Below are 23,097 nucleotides of genomic sequence, written 5' to 3'. Positions count from 1 at the left end.
TTGAAGGAATTGCACATTGCGAGACTTGAAAAGGCAGATAAGGCATGACGCGACATTCTGGCTGGTTCTGATCTTTATTTCCGTTTCCGCGATTGCTGCCTACGTTCTCGCCGCCGAACTGGACATCAAGGCCCGCACAGCGGACCTTTCTTCCGCAGCAAAGGCACAATCGGATCTGCTAACCGCATCCAGATCCTTCTATTCCAGAGAAGTGGTGGACAAGCTGTACTCCTCTGGTGACGTCACCGTCAGCCATGACTATCTCAATCGGGAACTGGTCGTTCCCGCCCCTGTCTCCATGACCTTGGCGCTGGAAACCGAGCTGAAGTCCTTTGGGGCGGACAGCAGCATACGAATGTATTCCAAGTATCCGTGGCCTTGGAGGAAGGACCGGGAACTTGACGATTTCGGCAAGGCCGCGCTGGCGACACTGCTCGCCAATCCTTCCGGAGAATATGAGCGGATCGAGACCGTCGGCGACAAGAGCGTTTTCCGCAGCGCACGGGCGGTCATCATGGAAGAAAGCTGTGTTGCCTGCCACAACACCCATGAGAGTTCGCCCAAGACGGACTGGGAGGTGGGCGATATCCGCGGCGTTCAGGAAGTCATCATCCCCACATCCGTCCATTACGGATCCGGATACGGAAGCATTTCCAACCTGGTTTACGTGCTGATCCTGGCCTTCATAGCGGCCCTCGTCCTTACATTCTCCCTGTCGGTACAGCGAACGCGCGTAACCGGCCGCCTGGCGCGGATGATCGAGGAAGAACGGGAGAAAAACGAGGCTCTCAGCAAGGCGACGCGCCGGGCTGAAAAAGGGGAAGCTCGAGTAAACACGATCCTTGCCACGATGCTCGATGGTGTCCTGACAGTTTCAAAAGACGGCACCATCTTGAGCTCGAATCCGGCCAGCAGAAAGATGTTTGGCGCCAAGGACTCTGACCAGCTTGATGCTCGGCCGATTTCACAATTTCTTCCAGAAGCCGACAAGCTGAATTGGCCGATCAACGCCGATACGCCGATAGCCCTTACCCAGAATGGCAGCTATCGGATGGAAACCTTCGCCCGCAAGCTGGATGGTCTTGAATATCCGGTAGAAATCTCGCTTTCCCTGATCAACTCGGAAGACACAGATGCTCTCACGCTGGTTCTTCGCGACCTGACGGAACAGAAGAAAGCGGCGTTAAAGCTGAAGCAGGCGGAAACCCGTCTGATAGACGCGATTGAGTCTCTTCCAGACGGGTTCGTGCTCTATGACGCTGATGACAGGCTGGTGGTTTGCAACAGCAAATACATTGAAACTTATCTGCTGAGTGCCGACCTCATCGTACCCGGCACCCGGTTTGAGGACATCATCCGCGGCGGTGCCGAGCGTGGCCAATACGATACGGGCGACCTGACTGTCGACGAATGGGTGGCCAACAGAATTGCGCAGCATCACACCCCCGGAACGCCCCACGAACAGCAACTCAGAAACGGTCGCTGGATCCGGGTCATCGAGTCCCGAACCCGTGAAGGCGGTCTGGTTGGCTTCAGAGTGGATGTGACCGAGCTCAAACGGCGCGAACAAGCCTTGTTGGGCAGCCAAAGCCTGATGCGAAATGTCGTATCGGCGTCATTCGACGGCATCATCGTCATGGACGGCAACGGGGTTGTTATGGATTTCAGTCCCGCTGCAGAAGAGGTCTTCGGCTGGAGTGCGGACGAGATCATCGGGCAGAAGATGTCCGACTTCATTATCCCGGAGAAGTACCGGTCCGCCCACGATGAAGGACTGGCGCGGTTCCTTGTAACCGGTACAGGACCGGTTCTTGGCAAACGCTTTGAAATCGAGGGCTTGCATCGCAAGGGACACGCCATCGACGTTGAACTGGCTATTCGCCATACGATGGGGGAAGACGGCCCTCTCTTCCTCGGTTACGTCCGCGACATCACAGTGCGCAAGGCGGCCGATGCCGCACTTCGCGAGGCCAAGGAAAAGGCTGAAGCGGCCAATGAGGCCAAGGCCAAGTTCCTTGCCATGATGAGCCACGAAATCCGCACACCGATGAACGGTGTTCTTGGTATTCTCAGCCTTCTGAAGGACACCGAACTTGATGAAACCCAGTCAGGTTATGTGCAAACGGCAAGGGAGTCCGGGCGCTCACTTCTGGAACTGATCAACGACATTCTGGACTTCTCCAAGCTCGAAGCTGGCAGAATGGATCTGGACGAGACACCGTTCCGCCTTCAGAGCTTCGTGAAGAGCGTCTATGACCTATTCTTGCCAATTGCCGATGAAAAAGGCCTGAAGCTCACCCTGGACTACGATGCAAACCTTCCGCAAAACCTTGTGGGGGATGCGGGAAAGGTCCGCCAGATCATCCTGAATCTGGTCTCGAATGCCATCAAGTTCACAGAGACTGGTTTCGTGGACATAAAGGTGACGATCGAAGATCCAGATTCGGCAAAGCCGAGCTTCTGCTTCAGCGTTCAGGACACGGGTATCGGTGTTCCTCCAGACAAGCATGAAATACTGTTCGGCGAGTTCATGACCGTCGACGCCAGCTACACCAAGAAGCAAGGCGGCACGGGGCTTGGTCTGGCGATCAGCAACCAGATTGCCAAGCTGATGGGAGGGTCTATCACGCTGGAAAGCGAAGTGGGCGTTGGTACCACCTTCCATTTCAAGGTCCCGATCAAGCTGGCAGAAGACCAAACCCCACTGCCAACACCGGAAAAGTCCAGCAAACCGGTCCAGATCGCTGAAAATCTGACGATTCTGGTCGCGGAAGACAATGCCACCAACCAGATTGTCGTTGGGCACACACTGGAAGCTGTTGGCTATGATTTCGACATCGCCAATAACGGCCGTGAGGCGCTACAGGCCGCGCAGAGACGAGACTATGATTGCATCCTCATGGATATCTCCATGCCGGAAATGGATGGTCTGGAAGCCACCCGCCGCATCCGTACCGGAGACCGCAACCAAGACACGCCGATTATCGCATTGACTGCCTATTCGCTTCGCGGCGACCGGGAACGTTTTCTGGCTGCGGGAATGTCGGATTTCCTGTCAAAGCCGGTGGAAAAAGACCAGCTGCTCGCCTGCATTTCTCGCAATATTCATCCTGATGCCAAGCAGGGCGAGCCTGCACAGACACAGGCCTCGAGTGCGCCACTTTCCGCTGCGCGGGAAATTCTCGAGACCATGCCCCCGGAGCTGAAACAAAAGCTCCTTCAGCAGTTTGTCGACGATACACAGAAGCGGCAGGAAGCCATTCAGCAAGCACAAGAGCATGACGATCTTGAACAGCTTGAGCGGGTAACCCACTCCCTCAAGAGCATGGCGGCGACCTTTGGAGCAACAGAGATGACAAACATCGCCGGAACGATCAACACACGGGCTCGCAACAACAAGAGCCGGTCTGCAATGGACAAAATTCCCGAACTGTTGGAAGTTTGTGACCATACTTTAGAGCATGTGAAACTCTTGGCAGAAGAAATGGCCATCCCGGTAGAGTTCGACGCGTAACTATCCGGCTCGCGGAGCGGAAGGAGTTATTTTGAAAGTCCTGCTAGTTGAAGATACCTTGTCGATTGCAACGGTCTATAGCCACCAGCTTTCGCGTGTCGGCATAGATACGATCCACGTTGAAACGGGGGATCAGGCGCTGGCGTCCATCCGTAAGGGAAATATCAGCGTTGTCCTGCTCGATCTTCAGCTGCCGGACATGAACGGCATGGATGTCCTTTCCGCCATTCGCACGGAAGAACTTCCCGTAACCGTGGTGGTCGTGACGAGTTCCGGTTCCATCAAGACAGCTGTCGAGGCCATGCAAGCCGGGGCCTATGACTTCCTCGTCAAGCCGGTCTCCGAAGAGCGGCTCATTACGACAACACGCAATGCGCTCGAACGGGAAGTCTTGACCGAGGTTGCGGCCGATGTGCGCAAACCGAAGACAAGCGCAGCCCATGGCGGTTTTGTCGGCTCCTCCCTGCCCATGACAGCGGTCTACAAGATGATCGAAAGTGTGGCGCGGTCGAATGCGTCCGTGTTCATCACGGGAGAAAGCGGAACGGGCAAGGAAGTCTGTGCCGACGCCATTCATCGCTCCAGTCCACGGTCAAACGGTCCCTTTGTGCCGCTGAACTGCGCAGCCATCCCGAAGGACCTGATTGAATCGGAAATCTTTGGCCATTTGAAAGGCGCCTTTACCGGCGCAACATCTGATCGCGATGGCGCTGCGGTGAAAGCTGACGGCGGCACCCTGTTTCTTGACGAAATCTGTGAACTGGAGCTGGGTCTGCAGGCCAAACTACTGCGGTTCCTGCAAAGCGGTACGGTTCAGAAGGTGGGCAGTGACAGTCTCAAGAAGGTCGATGTCAGGATTGTTTGCGCAACCAACCGCGATCCGCTGACGGAAGTGGAACAGGGACGTCTGCGCGAAGACCTTTATTACCGGCTGCACGTTCTTCCGATTGCCCTTCCCCCCTTGCGCTCGCGGGGTGGAGATATTCTGGAACTCGCACGGCATTTTCTCGAACAATTCTCCAAAGAGGAAGAAAAAGGCTTCGAAGGCTTCTCGGTAGAAGCGGAGGATGCGTTGATGGCACATCCTTGGCCGGGAAATGTTCGAGAAATGCAGAATACGATCCGCAATCTGGTTGTTTTGAACGAAGGGCCGATTGTTTCCGCCGAGATGTTGTCGGGACTGTCCGCAAAGCCTCAAGCACCCGGACATGGCGGTAGCCCCATGCCCTTCAACAATCCTGCCAGCCGGTATTCGAGGCAATCTGTTGCCGATGCTTCGGCCGGTGCGTGGCCTGAGTTGACCCTTGAACTTGGTCAACCGTTTGAGGTGCTTGAACGTCAGATCATCGAGGCGACGATCGATTTTTGCGGCGGCAGCCTTCCCAAGACCGCAAGAGTTCTGCAGGTCAGTCCTTCTACCCTCTATCGCAAGAAGGAAATGTGGGCGGAAAAGGACGAGGACCAGCCCGCCGACGAGCTGGAACCGTCGAACAGTCGTGCCGATTTTGGCTGATTGCGGATTTTACGTCGATCCCGAGGCTGATCTAGAGACCAGCCAGCAAGGTTTCCGCAATTCCGGCAACAGCCACATGGGTCGTGATCGGAAGCTGACCGTCCATGATTGTCTTCCAGAGCTCGCTGCGCGGTCTGGTGACCAATGACGCCTGTTCCAGATCGCCGGAATTGGCCTCGTTCAGCTTGATGACATGACACGCCACGAAGGTGTGAGCCACGGATATGCGCTGATTGCCGTGAAGAACCAGTGAGGGACCGGAAAGCCACCGCCCTCCGCCGTAACCGGTTTCCTCAAGCAATTCCCGGCGCGCTGCAAACTCCGGTTCTTCTCCGGGATCAATTTGACCGCCTGGCAAGGTCAGGCACACTTCTCCAACGCCGTGCTTGTACTGTTCGAGCAACAGCACTTCGCCCTGCTCGTTGACGGCATAGATCGTGACGAAGGACGGCAGATCGATATGGTAATAATCATCGATCACCCTGTTGTCGGGGAGCCAGACCTTGTGCCGGTTGACTCGGACGCGGTTCTTGATTTCAAAGACTTTTTCGTTTTCCAAAAGAAGCCAGTCATCGGTCAATCGTTCCTGAAGCGGCGCATCCATTGTCATACCCTCCGAAGGTATTCATTGAGGAAGACAATGCTCTGGTATTCACCGGCCAATCGCCCCTTCTCGTAGCTCAGAAGCTGCAGGACCTCGTTCGGCGCAGATGCCGCGTTGAAGATGTCATCCTCGCCCATCGCCTTGCGCAGGTTCTCGCCGTAACTGTTGGACGTTTGACGAGACATGTATGACACAAGCCGCATGGACGAGTGCTTGGATTGAAGGTGATCGTAGACCAGGGATGTCGAGAAACTGGCAGGTGTGATCAGGACGCTGTGTTCGGTATCCTTGAAGACCCGGTACTCCGGAAACAGGTCGCGTACGCCAAACATCATGCGCGCCAGCTCAAGCTGCTCACGCCTCAACAAGGCGTCGGGAATGCTTGAGCGTTCAGAAAAGACGCGCAGCTCCAGTGATACTCTCAGTGTAGCGACCCCACAGGACAACTGCAGCTGCAGGTTATCCGGGTGATTGCCCGACTGGAAATCCTTCACCAGATAGTCATAGAGCTCCGCGGAAAAGGCATGTTTGTGCACGACCTGTATCGAGTTGTTCTGCCACAGCTCCGTTCCTGACGCGGCAAAGATACCTTGGAAGCTCTCGCGCAGCTCCGGGCTCAGTCGCTTCATGACCTCACCATAATTGCTGCTCGTCAGGAGATAACAAATATTCTCCATCGCGAACTCGGAGAGGATAGATGCCAGCGGCTCATCAATCGGGCCACGCGTTTTGCCAACAAGTGCATCCAGGTCAAACAGGAAGACCTCGGTTTGAGGGTTGACCCCATCGGTAACGAACGGACCGGAAACCTGACCAACAGGTGCGAAAACGGCTTGCGGGAACATTTCGGTATCTCCTTCGCAGGGCGATGTTTGTTCCCTTACGTGCAATGTCTTTGCCAAATGGAGACCAGATGCCAATTCTTAAATACTATTTATATTTCAGATACTTGTGGCATTCTCCACAGAATCTGGCATACGAGTAAGCTGCTCAGCCTTTGCGAAAAGGGAAAACCGCTATCCAAATTCGCAAAGTTGGAATGGGCAAGATGCTTTCCCGCAAAACCAGGCCAATTCCTGCCTGCTGCTGACTTTATATATACGGGCTCATACCGGTTATCGGCTGCGCACGTTCCCCCTCTCAGCGACCAGCCACAAGAAGTGGCGGCAGGAAACGGATGCTGCAGCCTCTGGCAGAGTTTCTCATCGGTCCGATGTTGTTTTCATTTTCGGGAAGATATTGCCATTCTGCAATTGCAGCACTGGAAAAGCTGATACCAATGAGAGCACCCACCAAAATTCAATAACACCCCAACTAACTGTTACTTCTATATTTTTCCCACTTCCTACGAATGTGGCACGGTCCTTGTTTCTCTCCTGCCAAAAGCCTCATACGGGAGAGATCCGATGAACAAGTTTGTAGGAAATCTGGAATTTGCTCGTGAGATCGACCTTCTCACGCTCAAACTGCTTGATACCAAGGTTGCGATCAGCGTGATTGGTCTTGGCTATGTTGGTGCGGTTTCCCTCGCTTGCCTCAGCTCTCTCGGTCACCGTGTTGTTGGCGCAGACATTGATCAGGACAAGGTCGACAGCATTGCATTTGGCGAGAGCCCGATTGTCGAAGATCGCCTTGGCGAGCTCTTGACCAGTGGCGTTGCCATGGGCCTCCTGACCGCAACAACCAACATCAAGCGCGCAGTCGAACATACAGATGTGACCTTTGTGTCCGTCGGAACCCCGACAAGCGAAGATGGTGGATGCGATACGCGTGCCATCCGTGCTGTTGGTCAGGCAATCGGCGAAGCTCTGGCAGTAAAGGATGATTTCCACGTCGTGGTCCTGCGCTGCTCGGTTCCTCCCGGAACAACTCTCGGCATCATGAAGCCGGAAATCGAAAAGGCCTCCGGCAAGATTGCTGGCGTGGATTTCGGCATCTGCTTCAACCCGGAATTCCTGCGTGAAGGCACCGCTGTTGCCGACTTCCATGCACCCCCGAAAACCGTAATCGGCGTTACCGACGAACGCTCTGCCCGTGTCCTGTCCAAGATCTATGCCCCGGTCGACGAAAATCCGATCGTAACCGAGATCGAAGTCGCCGAACTGGTGAAGTACGTCGACAACGTGTGGCACGCCACCAAGGTGTGTTTTGCAAATGAAGTGGGCCGCCTGTGCAAGCCGATGAACATCGACAGCCACGCCGTGATGGACATCTTCGTCAAGGACACGAAGCTGAACCTGTCACCCTACTACCTGAAGCCGGGCTTTGCTTTCGGGGGCTCCTGCCTTCCGAAGGAAGTTCGCGCCGTCAACCATCTGGCCGAAGAGCTGGGGGTCGATGTCCCAATGATCAATGCACTGATCCCATCGAACAACGAACAGATCGAAAACGCGATCGAACTGGTCCGCAAGTCCGGAGCAAAGAAGGTGTCTGTCATCGGCATCGCCTTCAAGCCCGGCACAGATGATCTGCGCGAAAGCCCCATCCTGGAAGTCATCTCCGCGCTCAAGAAGGAGGGACTTGAAATCAGCGCCTATGACCCGGCCATCGAACCGAGCCCGCGCATCGCCATGCAATTCAACTACATGCAGTACGCAGCCCCACACCTAAAGGACGTCGTCGATACGTTGCCCGAAATGCTCAAAAAGACACCGGCCTCTGCAATCGAAGACGCTGACGTGATCGTCATTTCCCAGAAGATTCCGGGAATTGAAGACTACCTGAAATCCAAGAAGGAAAAGGCAACTGTCCTTGACCTCGTCCGCATAACAAAGGAGGCCCCATCATCAGCAGACTACACAGGTATAGCCTGGTGACCCCGGGCTGCCGCATCTGATGGCTCACCTCTGACAGATAACGGCAGCTCCCCCAACCGGTCACTGGTCATATCCATTGCTACTATTCCAACAACCCGTTCATGGGTTGCCCGCAACCGATAACCTCACCCCGCCAGTCTCCCCAGATTGGCGGGTTCTTTTTGCTGTCAGGAAGCTCTCTCGGCTGACCACTCAGGGAAATTGACAAGAAGGTGGCAAATTGCTACCTTTCATGCAAATGGAGGTCGTGACATGGCTCAATCCGTGAAGCTGAGTGATGATGTGATGGCGCTTGTTCGGCGCGAGAGTGAACTGCAGAGCCGGTCTGTGGCCGGGCAGATCACCCATTGGCTGCGCATAGGACGCGCCATTGAAAAGTCCGGGAATTTCGATCAATCCCGGATTACCTCCGTCTTGTCAGGCGAAATGGAAACCACCGCGCTGACCGACGAGGAAAAGGATGTCTGGCTCGACAGCTTTACCGCAAAGATGGCACAGCCGGGTCCGGAAGAAGAAGCCTTTTTCAAGAACCGCCGCCAACTTGGTCTTGGCGTCGGGCTTGATGCGTCCGGCAATCTGGTTCGCGCGGACGCCCCGTCCAAGGCATGAGCCCAACCATGATCCTGCTCGCCGGTCCGAACGGATCCGGCAAGACGACCCTTTACCAGACCCGCGTCGCCCCCTGCTTCGCGGGTCCGTTTATCAATGCAGACATCATTCAGCGGGATGAGTTGAAGGACCCAGCCCCGGCCGCCTCTTATGAAGCTGCGCGCATCGCGGAAAGCCGCCGCGCGGAGTTCATCGCTCAACACCGCGACTTCGTGACCGAAACTGTCTTCTCGCATCCTTCAAAACTGGACCTGATCAGTGCGGCACGACAATCTGGATATACCGTCATAGTCATGCATGTCAGCGTGAACTCGCCGGACTTATCCGTCGCCCGTGTGTCGGCGCGTGTCGATGAAGGTGGTCATACGGTTCCGGAGGAAAAGATTCGGGCGCGCTATACGCGAAGTGCATCCCTCATCCGCGAAGCAGTTCTGCAGGCAGATCGTGGCATGGTGTTTGACAATTCGAACCTGAACCAGCCACCCAGCCAGTGCCTTGTCTTTGCGAAGGGCCGGCTCGTGTCCGCACTCCCTCTCCTGCCGGACTGGATCAGGACCGTCTATGTTCAGGATCTGGTTTACTGATCACCTACTCTACAATCGGCAGTGTTTTCACCGAGTAGGACAGTTCAAGCGCGCGGCCCAGCTTTTCGTCAACCAGTTCCATGAGATAGCTGGTCGCCGGCCTAACTCCGCCAATGGCACCAAGAGTGCCGCACAACATGGCGCCACCGTCCTGGAGTTCTGCGCTTTTCAGGAGCTCGGGCAGCGGCCTTATTCGGGCGAGCGTCCCTTCCTGATAGAGCACCCACCTGCCGTTTTCCTCGATACAGCAGCGCAGGATCAACTCGTCAAGATGGCCTTCCACCTCGGAAAACTGCCACAACGCACGGGCAACCGGTTTTGGACACGCCTGCTTGGACGCGGCTACAGAATACGCCTCCAGTTCCCGATCCGTATGATCAGAGGCAAGACCGAGCCAGAGATCTCCATTTGCACGAAGAAGGAGAGGTTCGACCTCTCCAGATGTTGCCGACCCCACAACCTCGATCTCGGTTTCCCGTGTCAGCAGCGATCTTGAGGTTTTGTAGAAAAGCGGCACCTTGGAAGGTGGCTTTACGCCGATTTCCGCCAATTCATCAATATGGTGCTGAACCGCTGAAACATCGCGGCCGGTCCAACCGGCCACGACAAGTTGCGCGATATCAATGTCTTTTGGTCCGCCGACCGTCGAAAACCGCATGATAGATCACCCGCCAAGCGCTGATGGCAGGAACAACGCGATCTGCGGAAAGGCGATCAATGCGGCGACCATTACCAACATGGCAATGACATAGGGAATGACGCCAAGCATGACTTCGCTGAGTTTTCCGCCCTTGCGCGCGCCCTGCACCACATAGAGATTGAGGCCTACCGGGGGCGAAATCAACGCCATTTCGATCAGGACAATCATCAGGATCCCGAACCAGATCACGTCATAGCCCTGTGCCAGAACCAGAGGCACGATGATCGGGATCGTCACCACCATCAAAGACAGGGTTTCGATGAAGAAGCCGAGCACGATGTAGATCACGACAACCACCAGAATGGTCATCAGCGGGGAAAGTCCGAGACCGTCCAACATGTTCTTGAGTTCAGCACCGAGGCCTGCTGACGCGAGGGTGAAATTCAGGAACGACGCGCCGATCACGATCAACATGATCATGGACGTGATCTTGATCGTGCCAACCACGCTTTCGCTTACCATCTTGATCGAAACACCGCCGAAATAGGCAGCAATGACAAGGGCGCCTGCGACCCCGACGGCCGCCGCTTCGGTTGGGGTTGCCCATCCGCGGTAGATCGTGCCGATGATTGCGCCGAAGAGAAGAATGATCGGCACCAGCTGGATCAAGGCACGAAGCATTTCACCGATCGGGAACACCCGCCGTGTTCCCCCGAGATCCGGCCTGACGACACAGATCAATGCAGTGACGGCCATGAACCCGGCTGCAAGCAACAGCCCCGGCAAGAGCCCCGCCAGAAAGAGCTGCGGGATCGAGGACTGGGTCAAAAAGCCATAGACGATCAGGTTGATCGAGGGCGGGATCATGATGCCAAGCGTTCCGCCTGCGGCAATCGCGCCGGAAAAGAGTTTCGGGTCGTAACCCAGCCTTTCGGCCTGCGGCATGGCAACGGTCGCAACCGTCGCTGCCGTTGCAACGGACGATCCCGAGATTGCCGAGAACATGGTGGAGGTTGCCACATTGGCATGCACAAGCCCGCCCGGCATCCACGACACCCAGCGATCCAGCGCCTCATATGTCCGCGTTGCAATGCCGCTGCGGACCAGAATTTCCCCCAGCAACACGAAGAACGGAATGGCGATCAGGGTCGCATTGTTGGACGTTGACCAGACAAGGTTTCCGAGGCCCTTGGTCAGCGGAAACGGGCTGAAAAAGGCATCAACTCCAAAACCCAGAAGGAAGAGCACAATGCCAACGGGGATGGAAAGGGTCAGCAATGCCAGCAGACCGATGGAGATAGCGCCGATCATTGCACATTCCCCTCTTCAACAAAGGCACCGATGGCAGCTTCGGATTCAGCAAACTCACCGCGAAGCACGAGGTAAATGGCAGCAAGCAGCGTGACGATGGACACTATGGCGAACCAGAGCCAACCGGCGAACCACGGGATCTGGACGAGCGCCAGGGGCGTCTCCAGAGGCGTGTTTGCGCGCGATCCATTGATGAGCGAGCGCTCAACCACAGGCCAGCACCTGAAGGCGACAACGGTCACCGTGGTTGTCAGAACGCTCATGGCCAAGAGGTCGAACATCGCCTTGCCGACCTTGTTGACCTGGGCACGAATGATGTCGATGCGAACATGCGACAGCTCCAGCAGGGCAAATCCCATGCCCCAGGACGTCACGATAGCCATCACATATCCGCTGATTTCATCCGTACCGCCGAGGGACGACCCCAACTGGCGCACGACAATCTCTGCAAGAATGAAAACAACACATGCCAGCAGCACGATACCTATCAGCATCGCCACAAAGCGATTGAGCCGTTTCATCAAGGCTAAGACCTTCAGAGCCATCGAGGTCGTCTCCCTATTCTTGTTGCGCTTACTTGGCAGCGATGGTTACGCCGACGGCCTGACCGACGGACTCATTCCAGCGCTTGACCCAGTCGCCACCTGCGCGTTCTGCCCACTCGGGAAGAACCTGCTCGACGAGAATGGTCCGGGCGTGCTGGAAGTCGGCATCGGAAACTTCGACCAGCGTCATGGAGCGGCTTTCACCAGAAGTGCATTCGCCTTTGCCAGTGAGGCAGGAAATGTCGTTTGCAAGCGCCCCTTGAGCAACGCTCCATGCCGGATCTTCAAAGTCGGCAGCGATGGAGTCCTGAATAAGCTTCTGGCTGTCTGCGGACATACCGTTCCACTTGTCGAGGTTGATCGCGGTGACAACGGAGTCCCAGCCGCCGAGCGGGATCGGCAGAAGATGCGTGGAAACTTCCCACCAACCGGCGCTGTAGCCCGAACCTGCACCGGTGACAGCGCAATCGACAACCCCCTTCTGCAGAGCACCTGGAACTTCAGAGAAGCTGACATTGACGCCTTCTGCGCCCAGCGCTTCAAGGAACTTTGCAGTCATGCGGCCGGATGCGCGAACCTTCAGGCCTTTCAGGCCATCAAGGTTTGTCACTTCCTTGTTGCAGAACACGACCTGCGGCGGATATGGCGCGATGGCAAGAACATGGCTGTTGAAGCGCGTCTTGAAGATGTCCTCCACCATCGGGCGGGCTGCATCGACCATCTTGCGGGCATCGTCGGCCGTCAGGGCGAGAAGCGGAACATCAAGACCTTCCAGCTCCGGTGCATCGGCTACCGCATAGTCGGCCACAGTCATGCCGACGTCATAGACGCCATCCCCCAGAAGACGGAAAACGTCGGCAATGCCGAGGTTCATTTGATTGTGCGTGGTCAGGTTCACATTGATGCTGCCGCCGGAGGCCGCAGGCAGCTTTTCCGACCAGAACGGCGCTTCAAACTGCTTGTGCAGCGGCAGGCTGGACCAGCTGCCGACGACCGACAGGTCTTCTGCGGCGACCGGCAGGGTCATCAGGGCCGTACCAGCGAGGGCCAATACTGTTCTTTTCATGTTCATTCTCCCAGTTGATGCATTTGTTGATCTGTTTGCCAAAATTGCGAAATGGAAAGGTTCACCTTCGGGGCCTGCATGGACGGCACATCTGTCACCAGCATGCAGCCCGGGGCGTGGGTCATGCAAAAATCGGGTTTGGCGCTGTCAATCGCCGCCTGTGGGGTCACTCCGCAGGCCCAGAATACGGGCACCTCGCCCTCCGGAACGCCCATCGGATCGCCATAGTCCGGCTTCATCAGATCGCTGATCCCGATGACCTCCGGGTCTCCCCAATAGATCGGCGTGCCATGCGCGTGTGGATACTGCGCGGATAGCTCATAGATGTCGGGGATCTGGCTTTCCGGATAGGAACGCATGGTAACCACCAGCGGGCCGCTGAAGATACCGCCTGGCATGGTCTCGATATTGGTGCGGAACATCGGCACATTCTGTCCTGCCTCGATATGGCGGACAGCATAGCCGTTCTGGATCAGGGCTTCCTCGAAGGTGAAGGAACAGCCAAGGACAAAGGCAACCAGATCATCGCGCCAGAACTCACGGATATCGGTGGTCTCGCCTTCCAGATGCCCTTCCCGGAACAACCGATATCTCGGAATGTCGGTGCGGATGTCGATATTACCAAGATCGGGAAGAGTTGGGTCCCCCACCCCGGATACGCCGATGACGGGACATGGCTTGGGATTGTTTGCGCAATAGAGCATGAAGTCCTGCGCATATCTCAAAGGGAGAATGACGACATTGCCTTGCAGGAAATTCGGGGCCTGCCCGGCTGTCTGGCCGCTGAAACGACCGGCGCGTACTTCCGCACGCAGATCCTGTCCAGTCTTGAACTTGTTGTTATTGAGCACATCTGCCTCCCAGTACACCTAGGGAAGTAGAAATCTCAATATAAATCAAATCGAATTATTTTTTCATATCCGATAGAAATTTTTTATCTTACTTTCCGAGATACCGCAGAACAGCGCTGGCAATTTCCTCAACAAGCGCGCCGTTTGCAGCCCCGGAAACATAACTCGCCGTGAACGCGATTGGGGCAACCTTCAGGTTGGAATTGAGCAACACAAGGCTGCCCTCTTCCAACTCCGAGTGGATGATGGATCGCGGCAGAGCGCATATGCCGTAGCCTGCACGCCCCAGACGAACGATAGCCCCCAAAGAGGCCGATCCGGTGATATTCACCTGCCCCAGTGTGTGTTGCGTCAGCAGCTCGCGCAGTTGTCGGTGGGGTCTGGAACTAGCCGAAAAGGTGACCACCGTCTGGCGGGCGATTTCTTCCACGCTCCAGAACTCCCGTTGGGCGGCCAGTTCGGGCGCAGCGGCCAGCACCATCTCATACTCACACAGATCAAGGTTCTTGATGCTGGCCTCGGCAATCGGGCCCATGAGAAAGGCCAGGTCGATTTCCCGAGATACCAGCGCATTGCGCAAGTGATTGCTTGCGTCAACGGTCAGGTCAAAATTCAGCTTCGGTCTCGTTCTGGAATATTCGGTCAGAAAGTCGGGCAACCAGCTGCTGACGATCGACTCCGATGCGCCCAAACGAACTGTCTGCTCGACGGTAGCGCTGTCGGAGAAGGCGTTGATAACCGCGTAGTCCAGCTCCATCAAACGCTCGGCATAAGGCAGCAAACGCTTCCCTGCCGGTGTCAGCTCCGCACTGCGGGTATCTCGTACGAACACTTCCGTACCCAAGTCCTGTTCCAGCACCTGAATGCGTGCGGTTATGGCCGGCTGGGTCAGGTTCAGCTTCTGCGCGGCAGAGCGAAAACTGCCTAGGCTGGCGACCCAATAGAAGGTGTCGAGATTGCGTATCTTCATGTGACAGGCATAGCACCGGTGATTGCTTGTGTCAGGCAGGCTATTTCCACAATAGACGCAATAGGGTGATTTCATTGATCTAACGCAAGGAAAGAAATCTCCTCGAAAACTAGGTTGCGCGCAGGAACAAGGGACTTGCCGGACCTGCCATGCGGGAACGATTTCAAGATCCCCCTTGTTCAGGTAGCCAGACGAGAGGATAGCGCAATGCCGCTTTCTGCTCCCAGCCGAAGAAATTTCCTGAGAGGCAGATTTCAGGAAACCGACCACGAGGTAATGCGCCCACCCGGTGCATCGCAGGACTTTGCGCGCCTTTGCGATGGCTGCGCAGCCTGCGTGGACGCGTGCCCTGAAGGCATCATCGTCCGTGGGCCAGATAACCGCCCGACGATCGACTTCTCCAAAGGAGAATGCACCTTCTGCGGCGACTGCGCGCGCGCCTGTCCAACGGCAGCTCTTGTCGCAGACAACGTTGCAGACTGGGACTGGAAAGCTGAAATTTCTAACACTTGCCTGTCTCTCAACAGCGTCATGTGCCGCAGCTGTGAAGATACCTGCGATGCAAGAGCCATCCGGTTTCAGGTTTTGCCGCACGGTAAATCGATGCCGATTTTTGATTTAGATCAATGTATAGGGTGCGGCGCATGCGCACAGTCCTGCCCGGCGTCGGCTATCCGATTCACCAGAAGAAGACCGCCGTCTGAGGGAGATACAACATGAATATCTGCGGTTGCCTCGTGCACGCCTCTGCGGAGACGGCGAGCACGGTCCGGCATGCCATTGAGGCGCTGGGCGGAGCCGAAATTCACGCAGATGGCGAAGACGGACGGTTTGTCGTCGTCGTCGAGGATACGGATACTTCCCTCGCATCAGAGCTGATTATGGCCATCCACCAGATCCCCGGTGTGATTTCGGTCACCCTCACCTATCACCACTTCGAAGACCTGTCGCAGCCGGTTGATTGCGCAACTCCCATAATGTCGGAGGCCTGACATGACCATCTCGGAATCCCGCCGCTCCTTTCTAAAGGCCACTGCGGCCACGACCACAGCGGCAGCTGCTGGCCTCACGCTGAAAACCGCGCCGGTAATGGCGCAAGCACAAACATCCGACATCCGTTGGGACAAGGCCCCGTGTCGCTTCTGCGGCACCGGGTGCTCCGTGCTTGTCGGCACGAAAAATGGCCGGGTCGTCGCCACACAAGGTGATCCCGATGCTCCGGTGAACCGGGGGCTGAACTGCATCAAGGGCTATTTCCTGTCCAAGATCATGTACGGCAAGGACCGCCTGACAACGCCGCTCTTGCGCAAGACCAATGGCGTCTACGACAAGAATGGCGATTTCGAGCCTGTGAGCTGGGACGAAGCCTTCGACATAATGGCCGAGAAATGGAAAGAAGCGCTCGCCAAGAAGGGCCCGACTTCCGTTGGCATGTTCGGCTCCGGCCAGTGGACCGTCTGGGAAGGCTATGCAGCCGCCAAGTTCATGAAGGCAGGCCTGCGCTCCAACAACATTGATCCGAACGCACGTCACTGCATGGCGTCTGCCGTGGTTGGTTTCATGCGCGCCTTCGGCATTGATGAGCCGATGGGCTGCTATGACGACTTCGAGCATGCCGACACGTTCGTTCTGTGGGGCTCGAACATGGCGGAAATGCACCCGATCCTGTGGTCCCGCCTGACCGATACCCGGCTGACCAAGGAAGGCTGCGAAGTCCACGTTCTGTCGACCTACGAGCACCGGTCCTTTGAACTGGCCGACAACGGCATGGTCTTCACACCCCAGAGCGATCTGGCGATCCTCAACTACATCGCCAACTACATCATCCAGAACGACGCGGTGAACTGGGACTTCGTCAACGCTCATGTCAACTTCAAGCGCGCTGACACCGATATCGGTTATGGGCTGCGCGACAACCATCCGCTTCAGGAAGCGGCGGCCAACCCGAACTCCGGCAAGATGTCCGACATGACGTTCGACGAGTATGCGGCATCCGTTGCCGAGTACACCGTTGAAAAGGCTTCGGAAATCTCCGGTGTTCCGGCAGAGCAACTGGAACGCCTTGCCCGCCAGTACGCCGACCCGAACCGCAAGGTCATGTCGCTGTGGACCATGGGCTTCAACCAGCACACCCGCGGCTCCTGGGTGAACGGCCTGATGTACAACGTCCACCTTCTGACCGGTAAGATCTCGGAACCGGGCAACTCACCCTTCTCCCTGACAGGTCAGCCCTCAGCCTGTGGAACGGCTCGCGAAGTCGGTACCTTTGCCCATCGCCTGCCGGCGGACATGGTGGTTACCAGCGACAAACACCGCGAGATCTGTGAAAAGGCATGGAACATCCCGGCAGGCACCATTCCGCCGAAACCGGGTTACCATGCGGTCCTGCAGCACAGAAAACTCAAGGATGGCGAACTGAACGCTTATTGGGTGATGTGCAACAACAACATGCAGGCCGCCCCGAACATGAACGAGGAAGGCTTTCCCGGTTACCGCAACCCGGAAAACTTCATCACCGTTTCCGATCCCTATCCGACCGTGACTGCGATGGCTGCGGACCTGATCCTGCCGACAGCGATGTGGGTTGAAAAGGAAGGCGCCTATGGCAATGCGGAACGCCGCACCCAGTTCTGGCGTCAGCAGGTGGATGCTCCGGGCGAGGCAAAGTCCGACCTTTGGCAGCTGATGGAATTCTCCAAGCGCTTCACCGTTGAGGAAGCTTGGGGCGCAGAGCTTATTGCCGCAAAACCGGAGTTTGCAGGAAAGACGGTCTACGAGGTTCTGTTCGAAAACGGCAAGGTCAACAAATATCCGCTGACGGAAACAGCTGAAGGCTTTAACAACGATGAAGCCAAACACTTCGGCTTCTACATTCAAAAGGGCCTTTTCGAGGAATATGCAGACTTCGGGCGTGGGAAAGCGCACGATCTGGCACCGTTCGAAACCTACCACAAAGCACGCGGGCTTCGCTGGCCGGTCGTAGACGGAAAGGAAACGCTGTACCGTTTCCGCGAGGGCTATGACCCTTATGTCGGCGAAGGCAAGGGCGTGGAGTTCTACGGCAAGCCGGATGGCCGGGCGAACATCATCTTTGCTCCGTTCGAACACGCTCCGGAGGTTCCGGATGCCGAGTTTGATCTGTGGCTCTGCACGGGCCGCGTGCTGGAGCATTGGCATTCGGGTTCCATGACCCGTCGGGTTCCCGAACTTCACCGAGCTGTTCCCTCCGCCATGGTGTTCATGCACCCGGACGACGCACGAGATCGCGGTGTTCGCCGTGGACAGGAGATCCTCATCTCCACTCGTCGCGGGGAAATGCTGAGCCGTGTGGAAACCCGCGGACGCAACAAGCCGCCGCGCGGCCTCGTGTTCGTGCCGTGGTTCGATGAAGGCCAGCTCATCAACAAGCTGACCCTTGATGCCACCTGCCCGCTTTCCAAGGAGACGGACTTCAAGAAGTGCGCCTGCAAGGTCGAGCGAGCCTGAGCAGAGCCAAGGTAGCCAGCAATGTCAGCCACCGGAAAGCCCATCTCACCAGAACGCCGCCGTTTCCTCACGGATACGGCGCGAGCTGCAGGTGGCTGTCTTTTGGCTGGCTCGGCGCTGGCCTACTTGGCGAGTGACGCTAAGGCCCTTCCGGCGGAAGCCCTTCGCCCGCCGGGGGCACTTGCCGAGGAAGCCTTTCTGTCGGCTTGCGTACGCTGTGGTCTATGCGTTCGCGATTGCCCTTATGACACCCTAAAACTTGCCGAGCTGGGTGAAGACGGTCCGGCCACGGGAAGCCCGTTCTTCACGGCGCGGGATGTCCCCTGCGAAATGTGTGATGACATACCCTGTGTGGCGGCCTGTCCGACGGGTGCGCTTGATCCGGACCTCACACGCATTGACGAAGCCCGCATGGGCACCGCTGTTCTGGTGGATCAGGAAAACTGCCTGAATTTCCTCGGACTGCGCTGCGACGTCTGCTACCGGGTATGCCCGGTGATCGACGAAGCGATCACGCTGGAACTCTCTCACAATAACCGCTCCGGCAAACACGCCATCTTTGCCCCGACCGTTTATGCCGACAAATGCACCGGCTGCGGAAAGTGCGAGAAGAGCTGCGTTTTGCCGGAGGCGGCCATCAAGGTCCTGCCCATCCGGCTGGCGCGCGGGTCTTCCGCCGAGCACTATCTGAAAGGCTGGGAAGAAAAGGAACGCAAGGGCGCACCCCTGGTCGACGGCATCATCGATTTGCCGGACCGGATGCCAGACGGCCTTCCCTCAGTTTCGTCTGATCCGGGTGCTTTCGAGCCCGCCTTCAAGTTGCCGGGGAGCAGCCAATGAGTGCGTCCTCCTCCCTGCCTGTCGGGGCAGAAGCCATTCAAGTCAAGGGCTGGCTCAAGGCAAATCGCTTCTTGATCCTGCGCCGACTGTCTCAGGCATTCTTTCTTGGATTGTTCCTGCTCGGTCCCTGGTTCGGGATCTGGTGGGTGGAAGGCACGCTTGCCAGTTCGCGCACATTCGACGTCCTGCCGCTGACCGACCCTCTTGTTCTGATCCAGTCGATCATTGCCGGGCATTTGCCGGAACTGACCGCGGTTACCGGCGCCATTATCGTTGTTACGGTTTATGCGCTTGTCGGTGGCCGGACCTATTGCTCGTGGGTTTGCCCGATCAACCCGGTGACCGACGCAGCCCATTGGCTACATGTCAGACTTGGCTTGCCCAAGGGCTGGCAACCCAAGAAGTCTACGCGGCTCTGGCTTTTGGTCGGCGTTCTTGGAGCAAGCGCCCTTTCCGGAACCATCGCCTGGGAGCTGGTGAACCCGATTACAGCCCTTCATCGCGGCCTTGTCTTCGGAATGGGGTTTGCCTGGATGCTGGTCCTGTGCGTCCTCCTGTTCGATTTGCTCGTATCGCGACGTGGCTGGTGCGGTCGCCTGTGCCCGGTTGGCGCCTTTTACGGCCTTGTAGGCACGGCAAGCGTGCTTCGCGTTACCGCAGCAAAACGGTCGGCCTGTGACGATTGCATGGACTGTTATGCCGTCTGCCCGGAAAACCACGTTATTTCGCCAGCCTTGAAAGGTGCAAAGGGCAGCACACCGCTGATCCTTTCGTCCGACTGCACCAATTGCGGGCGCTGCATCGATGTCTGCGCTGTCGACGTCTTTGCCTTCACGCACCGCTTTGACAACGCCCACAACGATATTGCCGCCCCCTCTGGTGCGGCCCCTACCAAACAAGCCGTTTGAACGGAACAACGGAGAAGAGAGATGAAACTGCCGGTCCTTGTAGGAATACCAATCCTAGCAATCTCGACGCTCCTGGCGGGTCTGGCCATTGCACAGTCTTCCGGCGGCGTACATAGCTTGCGGGGAACTGAAATCGAAGACCTGCGTGCGGTGGATGAGGTCCACAAGCAGGTCGAGGGACGCTTGACCCGCAACTATCGCCAGCAACCGCCGCTCATCCCGCATGCGATTGAGCAATACCAGATCGACAAGCGCACGAACCAGTGCCTGAGCTGTCACGACTGGACCGTTGCCGGTGAGCGCCGGGCCCCCACCTTGTCGATGACCCACTATCTCGACCGCGAAGGCCGCCAGCTCGATACGGTTGCCGGAACCAGATGGTTCTGCAACCAGTGCCATGTGCCGCAAGTCAACGCGCCGGAACTCGTCGGCAATGACTTCCTTCCCTCCAGCGCCGAGCGCTGAGTTCGATCGGGGGACACAAGACAATGTCAGATACAAATGGCGGCCCGAAACAAGGGCTCCTGCGCAGACTGTGGAACGGCTTCTGGAGCCCGGCTTCAGCCTTCAGCCTCGGCTTCATTCTGATCTCCGGTTTTCTCGGCGGGATCATCTTCTGGGGTGGTTTCAACTGGAGCCTTGAACTCACCAACACGGAGGAGTTCTGCGTTTCCTGCCACACGATGGAGACCAACCTTGGCGAATATCGGGAGACGATCCACTATAACAACCACTCCGGTGTGCGTGCGATCTGCTCCGACTGCCACGTTCCGCATGAATGGCAGCATAAGGTGAAAGCCAAGATCATTGCCGTGAAGGACGTCTATCACGAGCTGGTCGGCACGATTTCCACTCCGGAAAAATACGAAGAACATCGTCTTGCCATGGCCGCTCAGGTCTGGAAGAAGATGAAGGCATCGGACAGCCGCGAATGCCGCAACTGCCACTCTTTCGAGTACATGGACTTCACCATTCAGGAAACCCGGGCGGCCAGTGAGCACCAGCGAGCCATCGACAACAAGATGACCTGTATTGATTGCCATCAAGGCATCGCCCATGCCCTTCCCGAAGGTTATCTGGAACAGTACCGCAGCGTGGTTGAAGACCTTCAGGCCAGCAATGGCAAGGCAACCCCGCACAATGCTGATGTGGCTGCAATTCAAACCTATGTCGGCGGACTGCCGAAGTAATCCGGACCGTTTGAAGCCAGCCTCTCCAAGGGGGCTGGCAATCAGACCGGCGGTCTGAAGAAAGGTGCACAATGCTTGGATTTCTTGATCTTCTGGGAACCATCGGCGGCAATATCCTGAGTTTTCCCGGCATCCTTGGCCTTGCGCTTGGCATGATGACCCGCAATTGGATGCTTGCAGCCGTCATGGGCGCAGTCGTCGGCATTATGAAATCCCTGATCTTTGCAGGATTTCACTTCTCCAGTGTCGACATGATCGACCTTGGCGTTGCCATCGTGATCGGGGTGCTTGCGGCCAGTGTCGGCTGCGCCATTCGTCACAAGGGCGCAACAGCCTGACGTTTCACAACATGGTCGCGGGCGAACTGCCCGCGCCTATTGGGTCAAAGGCCCATGTCTGCCCGGAACGGGTAGAACTGCAAGATCCCGCCGGGTTGGACCTCGGTGCAGTCGGCGGCGACTACGCCCAGACCATCGGCCTCGATCAGGGGTGTCAGGCGTGCAGATCCGGCCCGGCCGGTTTTTTCCAGCAAAGGCAATCCTTCGTCCGTCCGCCCGACGATGTTGCAGGGGAAGAACTCCCTGCGGCCAGCCCGACGACTCCAGGAAAATGCCGCGCGTGCCTGCTGAACCAGAGGGGCACGATGGGCAGCACCAGTCAGAGCATCGAGAATGGGACGCCCGACAAGCAGGTAGTCGACGAAGCATGCCAACGGATTGCCCGGAAGCCCCAGATAGACAGCCTTTTCGATCTTGCCGAGGGCAATCGGTTTGCCGGGCTTGATGGCCATGCGCCAGCTGGTGATTTCACCGCCAGCCGAAACCACGGCAGCTTTCAGATGATCTTCCTCGCCGACTGAAACCCCACCGGACGTGATGATCAGATCGTGGTTTTTTGCCGCTTCCGCCAGTGCGGAGACAATCTGTTCCTGACTGTCGCGAACGATGCCGAGATCCGTCACTTCGACATTTCGCGTGGACAGCAGTGCTTTCAGCATCGGCCTGTTGGTGTCGAAAATCTGCCCCGACCCAATACCCGTTCCGGCATCCAGAAGCTCGTTACCCGTTGAAAGCAGAGCGATTTTCACCTTTCGCGCCACACTGATGCGCTGATAGCCGCTGGCGGTCAGAATGGCGGCGTGACGTGCATCCAGCCGGGTCCCCGCCTTGACCAGAATGTCGAATGCCTGAACGTCTTCACCCGCGCGCCGGATGTTATCGCCCTCCGGCACCTCGAAATCAGGTTTCACCCTGTCGCCAGCAACACTTGCATGTTCCTGCATGACGACACATTGCGCCCCCTTGGGAATGGGCGCTCCGGTCATGATGCGCACGGCTTGCGAAGCTCCGATCTCAAGTTTAGAGCTATCGCCCGCAATCCTCCGACCGACGATCTGAAACTCTCCGCCCCCGCTTGCGCCTAGCGCATAGCCGTCAACAGCCGAATGATCGTGCAGCGGCAAGGCAAACAGCGAGACCGTGTCCCCGGCACTTACGCGCCCAACCGCCTCGCTGAGGAGCACATCCTCGGTTCCCTGAATGCGGGTTGAGAGCGCTACGGCCTGCGCCACCGTCTCTTCCACCTGGAAAAGCCTGCCGCTTTCCAGGTGATCGCAGCAGTCGGGATGAGCCGGATTTTTCATGAGGCAAG

Annotated in this window: 22 protein-coding genes; 13 read left to right on the top strand and 9 right to left on the bottom strand. The window is 57.1% G+C overall.

Annotated elements, in window-relative coordinates; translation table 11 throughout:
- Positions 1-16: 16 nt before the first annotated feature.
- Both F0155_RS05820 and F0155_RS05815 read left to right on the top strand, forming a co-directional pair.
- Positions 17-3,514 (top strand): PAS domain S-box protein, encoded by a 3,498-nt coding sequence (locus F0155_RS05820; protein WP_150523545.1) that lies wholly within the window; start codon positions 17-19, stop codon positions 3,512-3,514.
- 31 nt (positions 3,515-3,545) lie between these two features.
- On the top strand, positions 3,546-5,027 hold the full coding sequence (locus F0155_RS05815) for a sigma-54-dependent transcriptional regulator (RefSeq protein ID WP_150523544.1): 1,482 nt from the start codon (positions 3,546-3,548) through the stop codon (positions 5,025-5,027).
- Positions 5,028-5,058: 31 nt separating this feature from the next.
- Here F0155_RS05815 and F0155_RS05810 read toward each other — a convergent pair whose 3' ends face one another.
- Positions 5,059-5,631, bottom strand: coding sequence for an NUDIX hydrolase (locus F0155_RS05810; protein ID WP_150523543.1), 573 nt, complete (start codon positions 5,629-5,631; stop codon positions 5,059-5,061).
- Positions 5,632-5,633: 2 nt separating this feature from the next.
- Complete coding sequence (locus F0155_RS05805; protein ID WP_150523542.1) at positions 5,634-6,476, bottom strand: HAD family hydrolase; 843 nt, start codon at positions 6,474-6,476, stop codon at positions 5,634-5,636.
- 561 nt (positions 6,477-7,037) lie between these two features.
- On the opposite strand from F0155_RS05805, the gene F0155_RS05800 reads away from it, so the two are divergent.
- The 3 genes from F0155_RS05800 (at position 7,038) to F0155_RS05790 (ending at position 9,640) form a co-directional block, all read left to right on the top strand.
- Positions 7,038-8,447 (top strand): nucleotide sugar dehydrogenase, encoded by a 1,410-nt coding sequence (locus F0155_RS05800; protein WP_150523541.1) that lies wholly within the window; start codon positions 7,038-7,040, stop codon positions 8,445-8,447.
- A 252-nt stretch (positions 8,448-8,699) separates the two neighbouring features.
- The gene (locus tag F0155_RS05795) at positions 8,700-9,056 is read left to right on the top strand and encodes a TA system antitoxin ParD family protein (protein WP_150523540.1); all 357 of its coding nucleotides are present in this window, start codon (positions 8,700-8,702) and stop codon (positions 9,054-9,056) included.
- Positions 9,057-9,064: 8 nt separating this feature from the next.
- Positions 9,065-9,640 (top strand): ATPase, encoded by a 576-nt coding sequence (locus F0155_RS05790; RefSeq protein WP_244303463.1) that lies wholly within the window; start codon positions 9,065-9,067, stop codon positions 9,638-9,640.
- Between the two features lie 4 nt (positions 9,641-9,644).
- Here the strand turns inward: F0155_RS05790 and F0155_RS05785 are convergent, their stop codons facing one another.
- From F0155_RS05785 to F0155_RS05760, 6 genes are all read right to left on the bottom strand, one after another.
- The gene (locus F0155_RS05785; protein WP_150523538.1) at positions 9,645-10,298 is read right to left on the bottom strand and encodes a DUF2848 domain-containing protein; all 654 of its coding nucleotides are present in this window, start codon (positions 10,296-10,298) and stop codon (positions 9,645-9,647) included.
- A gap of 6 nt (positions 10,299-10,304) precedes the next feature.
- On the bottom strand, positions 10,305-11,591 hold the full coding sequence (locus F0155_RS05780; RefSeq protein ID WP_150523537.1) for a TRAP transporter large permease: 1,287 nt from the start codon (positions 11,589-11,591) through the stop codon (positions 10,305-10,307).
- Positions 11,588-12,136, bottom strand: a complete 549-nt coding sequence (locus tag F0155_RS05775; protein WP_150523536.1) for a TRAP transporter small permease subunit — start codon at positions 12,134-12,136, stop codon at positions 11,588-11,590. Before F0155_RS05775 ends, F0155_RS05780 begins: the two co-directional genes overlap by 4 nt.
- A gap of 28 nt (positions 12,137-12,164) precedes the next feature.
- Positions 12,165-13,202, bottom strand: coding sequence for a TRAP transporter substrate-binding protein (locus tag F0155_RS05770; protein WP_150523535.1), 1,038 nt, complete (start codon positions 13,200-13,202; stop codon positions 12,165-12,167).
- Positions 13,203-13,204: 2 nt separating this feature from the next.
- A complete protein-coding gene (locus F0155_RS05765; RefSeq protein WP_150523534.1) occupies positions 13,205-14,053 on the bottom strand; it encodes a putative hydro-lyase in 849 nt (282 codons plus the stop codon).
- 88 nt (positions 14,054-14,141) lie between these two features.
- Entirely contained in the window at positions 14,142-15,023 is an 882-nt protein-coding gene (locus F0155_RS05760; RefSeq protein WP_150523533.1) for a LysR family transcriptional regulator, read from the bottom strand.
- Between the two features lie 207 nt (positions 15,024-15,230).
- Between F0155_RS05760 and napF the strand changes: the two genes are divergently transcribed.
- The 8 genes from napF (at position 15,231) to F0155_RS05720 (ending at position 21,785) form a co-directional block, all read left to right on the top strand.
- A complete protein-coding gene (gene napF, locus F0155_RS24095; RefSeq protein ID WP_150523532.1) occupies positions 15,231-15,743 on the top strand; it encodes a ferredoxin-type protein NapF in 513 nt (170 codons plus the stop codon).
- A complete protein-coding gene (locus F0155_RS05750; RefSeq protein ID WP_150523531.1) occupies positions 15,740-16,015 on the top strand; it encodes a chaperone NapD in 276 nt (91 codons plus the stop codon). The genes napF and F0155_RS05750 overlap by 4 nt, the downstream gene beginning before the upstream one ends.
- Before the next feature lies 1 nt (position 16,016).
- On the top strand, positions 16,017-18,509 hold the full coding sequence (napA, locus tag F0155_RS05745) for a nitrate reductase catalytic subunit NapA (RefSeq protein ID WP_150523530.1): 2,493 nt from the start codon (positions 16,017-16,019) through the stop codon (positions 18,507-18,509).
- 21 nt (positions 18,510-18,530) lie between these two features.
- Entirely contained in the window at positions 18,531-19,349 is an 819-nt protein-coding gene (gene napG, locus F0155_RS05740; protein ID WP_150523529.1) for a ferredoxin-type protein NapG, read from the top strand.
- A complete protein-coding gene (gene napH, locus F0155_RS05735; protein ID WP_150523528.1) occupies positions 19,346-20,257 on the top strand; it encodes a quinol dehydrogenase ferredoxin subunit NapH in 912 nt (303 codons plus the stop codon). Before napG ends, napH begins: the two co-directional genes overlap by 4 nt.
- Positions 20,258-20,278: 21 nt before the next feature.
- Positions 20,279-20,722, top strand: coding sequence for a nitrate reductase cytochrome c-type subunit (locus F0155_RS05730; protein ID WP_150523527.1), 444 nt, complete (start codon positions 20,279-20,281; stop codon positions 20,720-20,722).
- A gap of 23 nt (positions 20,723-20,745) precedes the next feature.
- On the top strand, positions 20,746-21,447 hold the full coding sequence (locus F0155_RS05725; RefSeq protein ID WP_150523526.1) for a NapC/NirT family cytochrome c: 702 nt from the start codon (positions 20,746-20,748) through the stop codon (positions 21,445-21,447).
- Between the two features lie 71 nt (positions 21,448-21,518).
- Positions 21,519-21,785: a hypothetical protein gene (locus tag F0155_RS05720; protein ID WP_150523525.1), complete on the top strand. Its 267-nt coding sequence runs from the start codon at positions 21,519-21,521 to the stop codon at positions 21,783-21,785.
- A 44-nt stretch (positions 21,786-21,829) separates the two neighbouring features.
- On the opposite strand, the gene F0155_RS05715 is transcribed toward F0155_RS05720, so the two are convergent.
- Entirely contained in the window at positions 21,830-23,089 is a 1,260-nt protein-coding gene (locus tag F0155_RS05715; protein WP_150523524.1) for a molybdopterin molybdotransferase MoeA, read from the bottom strand.
- Between the last annotated feature and the right edge of the window lie 8 nt (positions 23,090-23,097).

It is taken from the genome of Roseibium sediminis, from assembly GCF_008711325.1.
Classification (GTDB): domain Bacteria; phylum Pseudomonadota; class Alphaproteobacteria; order Rhizobiales; family Stappiaceae; genus Roseibium; species Roseibium sediminis.
The sequence above is the reverse complement of the archived record's forward strand: the minus strand, read 5'-3'. Positions and strand labels throughout refer to the sequence as shown.

Coding starts and splice junctions, on each gene's coding strand:
- F0155_RS05810 (WP_150523543.1), bottom strand. CDS start 5,631: ATGGATGCGCCGCTTCAGGAACGATTGACCGATGACTGGCTTCTTTTG.
- F0155_RS05805 (WP_150523542.1), bottom strand. CDS start 6,476: ATGTTCCCGCAAGCCGTTTTCGCACCTGTTGGTCAGGTTTCCGGTCCG.
- F0155_RS05800 (WP_150523541.1), top strand. CDS start 7,038: ATGAACAAGTTTGTAGGAAATCTGGAATTTGCTCGTGAGATCGACCTT.
- F0155_RS05795 (WP_150523540.1), top strand. CDS start 8,700: ATGGCTCAATCCGTGAAGCTGAGTGATGATGTGATGGCGCTTGTTCGG.
- F0155_RS05790 (WP_244303463.1), top strand. CDS start 9,065: ATGATCCTGCTCGCCGGTCCGAACGGATCCGGCAAGACGACCCTTTAC.
- F0155_RS05785 (WP_150523538.1), bottom strand. CDS start 10,298: ATGCGGTTTTCGACGGTCGGCGGACCAAAAGACATTGATATCGCGCAA.
- F0155_RS05780 (WP_150523537.1), bottom strand. CDS start 11,591: ATGATCGGCGCTATCTCCATCGGTCTGCTGGCATTGCTGACCCTTTCC.
- F0155_RS05775 (WP_150523536.1), bottom strand. CDS start 12,136: ATGGCTCTGAAGGTCTTAGCCTTGATGAAACGGCTCAATCGCTTTGTG.
- F0155_RS05770 (WP_150523535.1), bottom strand. CDS start 13,202: ATGAAAAGAACAGTATTGGCCCTCGCTGGTACGGCCCTGATGACCCTG.
- F0155_RS05760 (WP_150523533.1), bottom strand. CDS start 15,023: ATGAAGATACGCAATCTCGACACCTTCTATTGGGTCGCCAGCCTAGGC.
- napF (WP_150523532.1), top strand. CDS start 15,231: ATGCCGCTTTCTGCTCCCAGCCGAAGAAATTTCCTGAGAGGCAGATTT.
- F0155_RS05750 (WP_150523531.1), top strand. CDS start 15,740: ATGAATATCTGCGGTTGCCTCGTGCACGCCTCTGCGGAGACGGCGAGC.
- napA (WP_150523530.1), top strand. CDS start 16,017: ATGACCATCTCGGAATCCCGCCGCTCCTTTCTAAAGGCCACTGCGGCC.
- napG (WP_150523529.1), top strand. CDS start 18,531: ATGTCAGCCACCGGAAAGCCCATCTCACCAGAACGCCGCCGTTTCCTC.
- napH (WP_150523528.1), top strand. CDS start 19,346: ATGAGTGCGTCCTCCTCCCTGCCTGTCGGGGCAGAAGCCATTCAAGTC.
- F0155_RS05730 (WP_150523527.1), top strand. CDS start 20,279: ATGAAACTGCCGGTCCTTGTAGGAATACCAATCCTAGCAATCTCGACG.
- F0155_RS05725 (WP_150523526.1), top strand. CDS start 20,746: ATGTCAGATACAAATGGCGGCCCGAAACAAGGGCTCCTGCGCAGACTG.
- F0155_RS05720 (WP_150523525.1), top strand. CDS start 21,519: ATGCTTGGATTTCTTGATCTTCTGGGAACCATCGGCGGCAATATCCTG.
- F0155_RS05715 (WP_150523524.1), bottom strand. CDS start 23,089: ATGAAAAATCCGGCTCATCCCGACTGCTGCGATCACCTGGAAAGCGGC.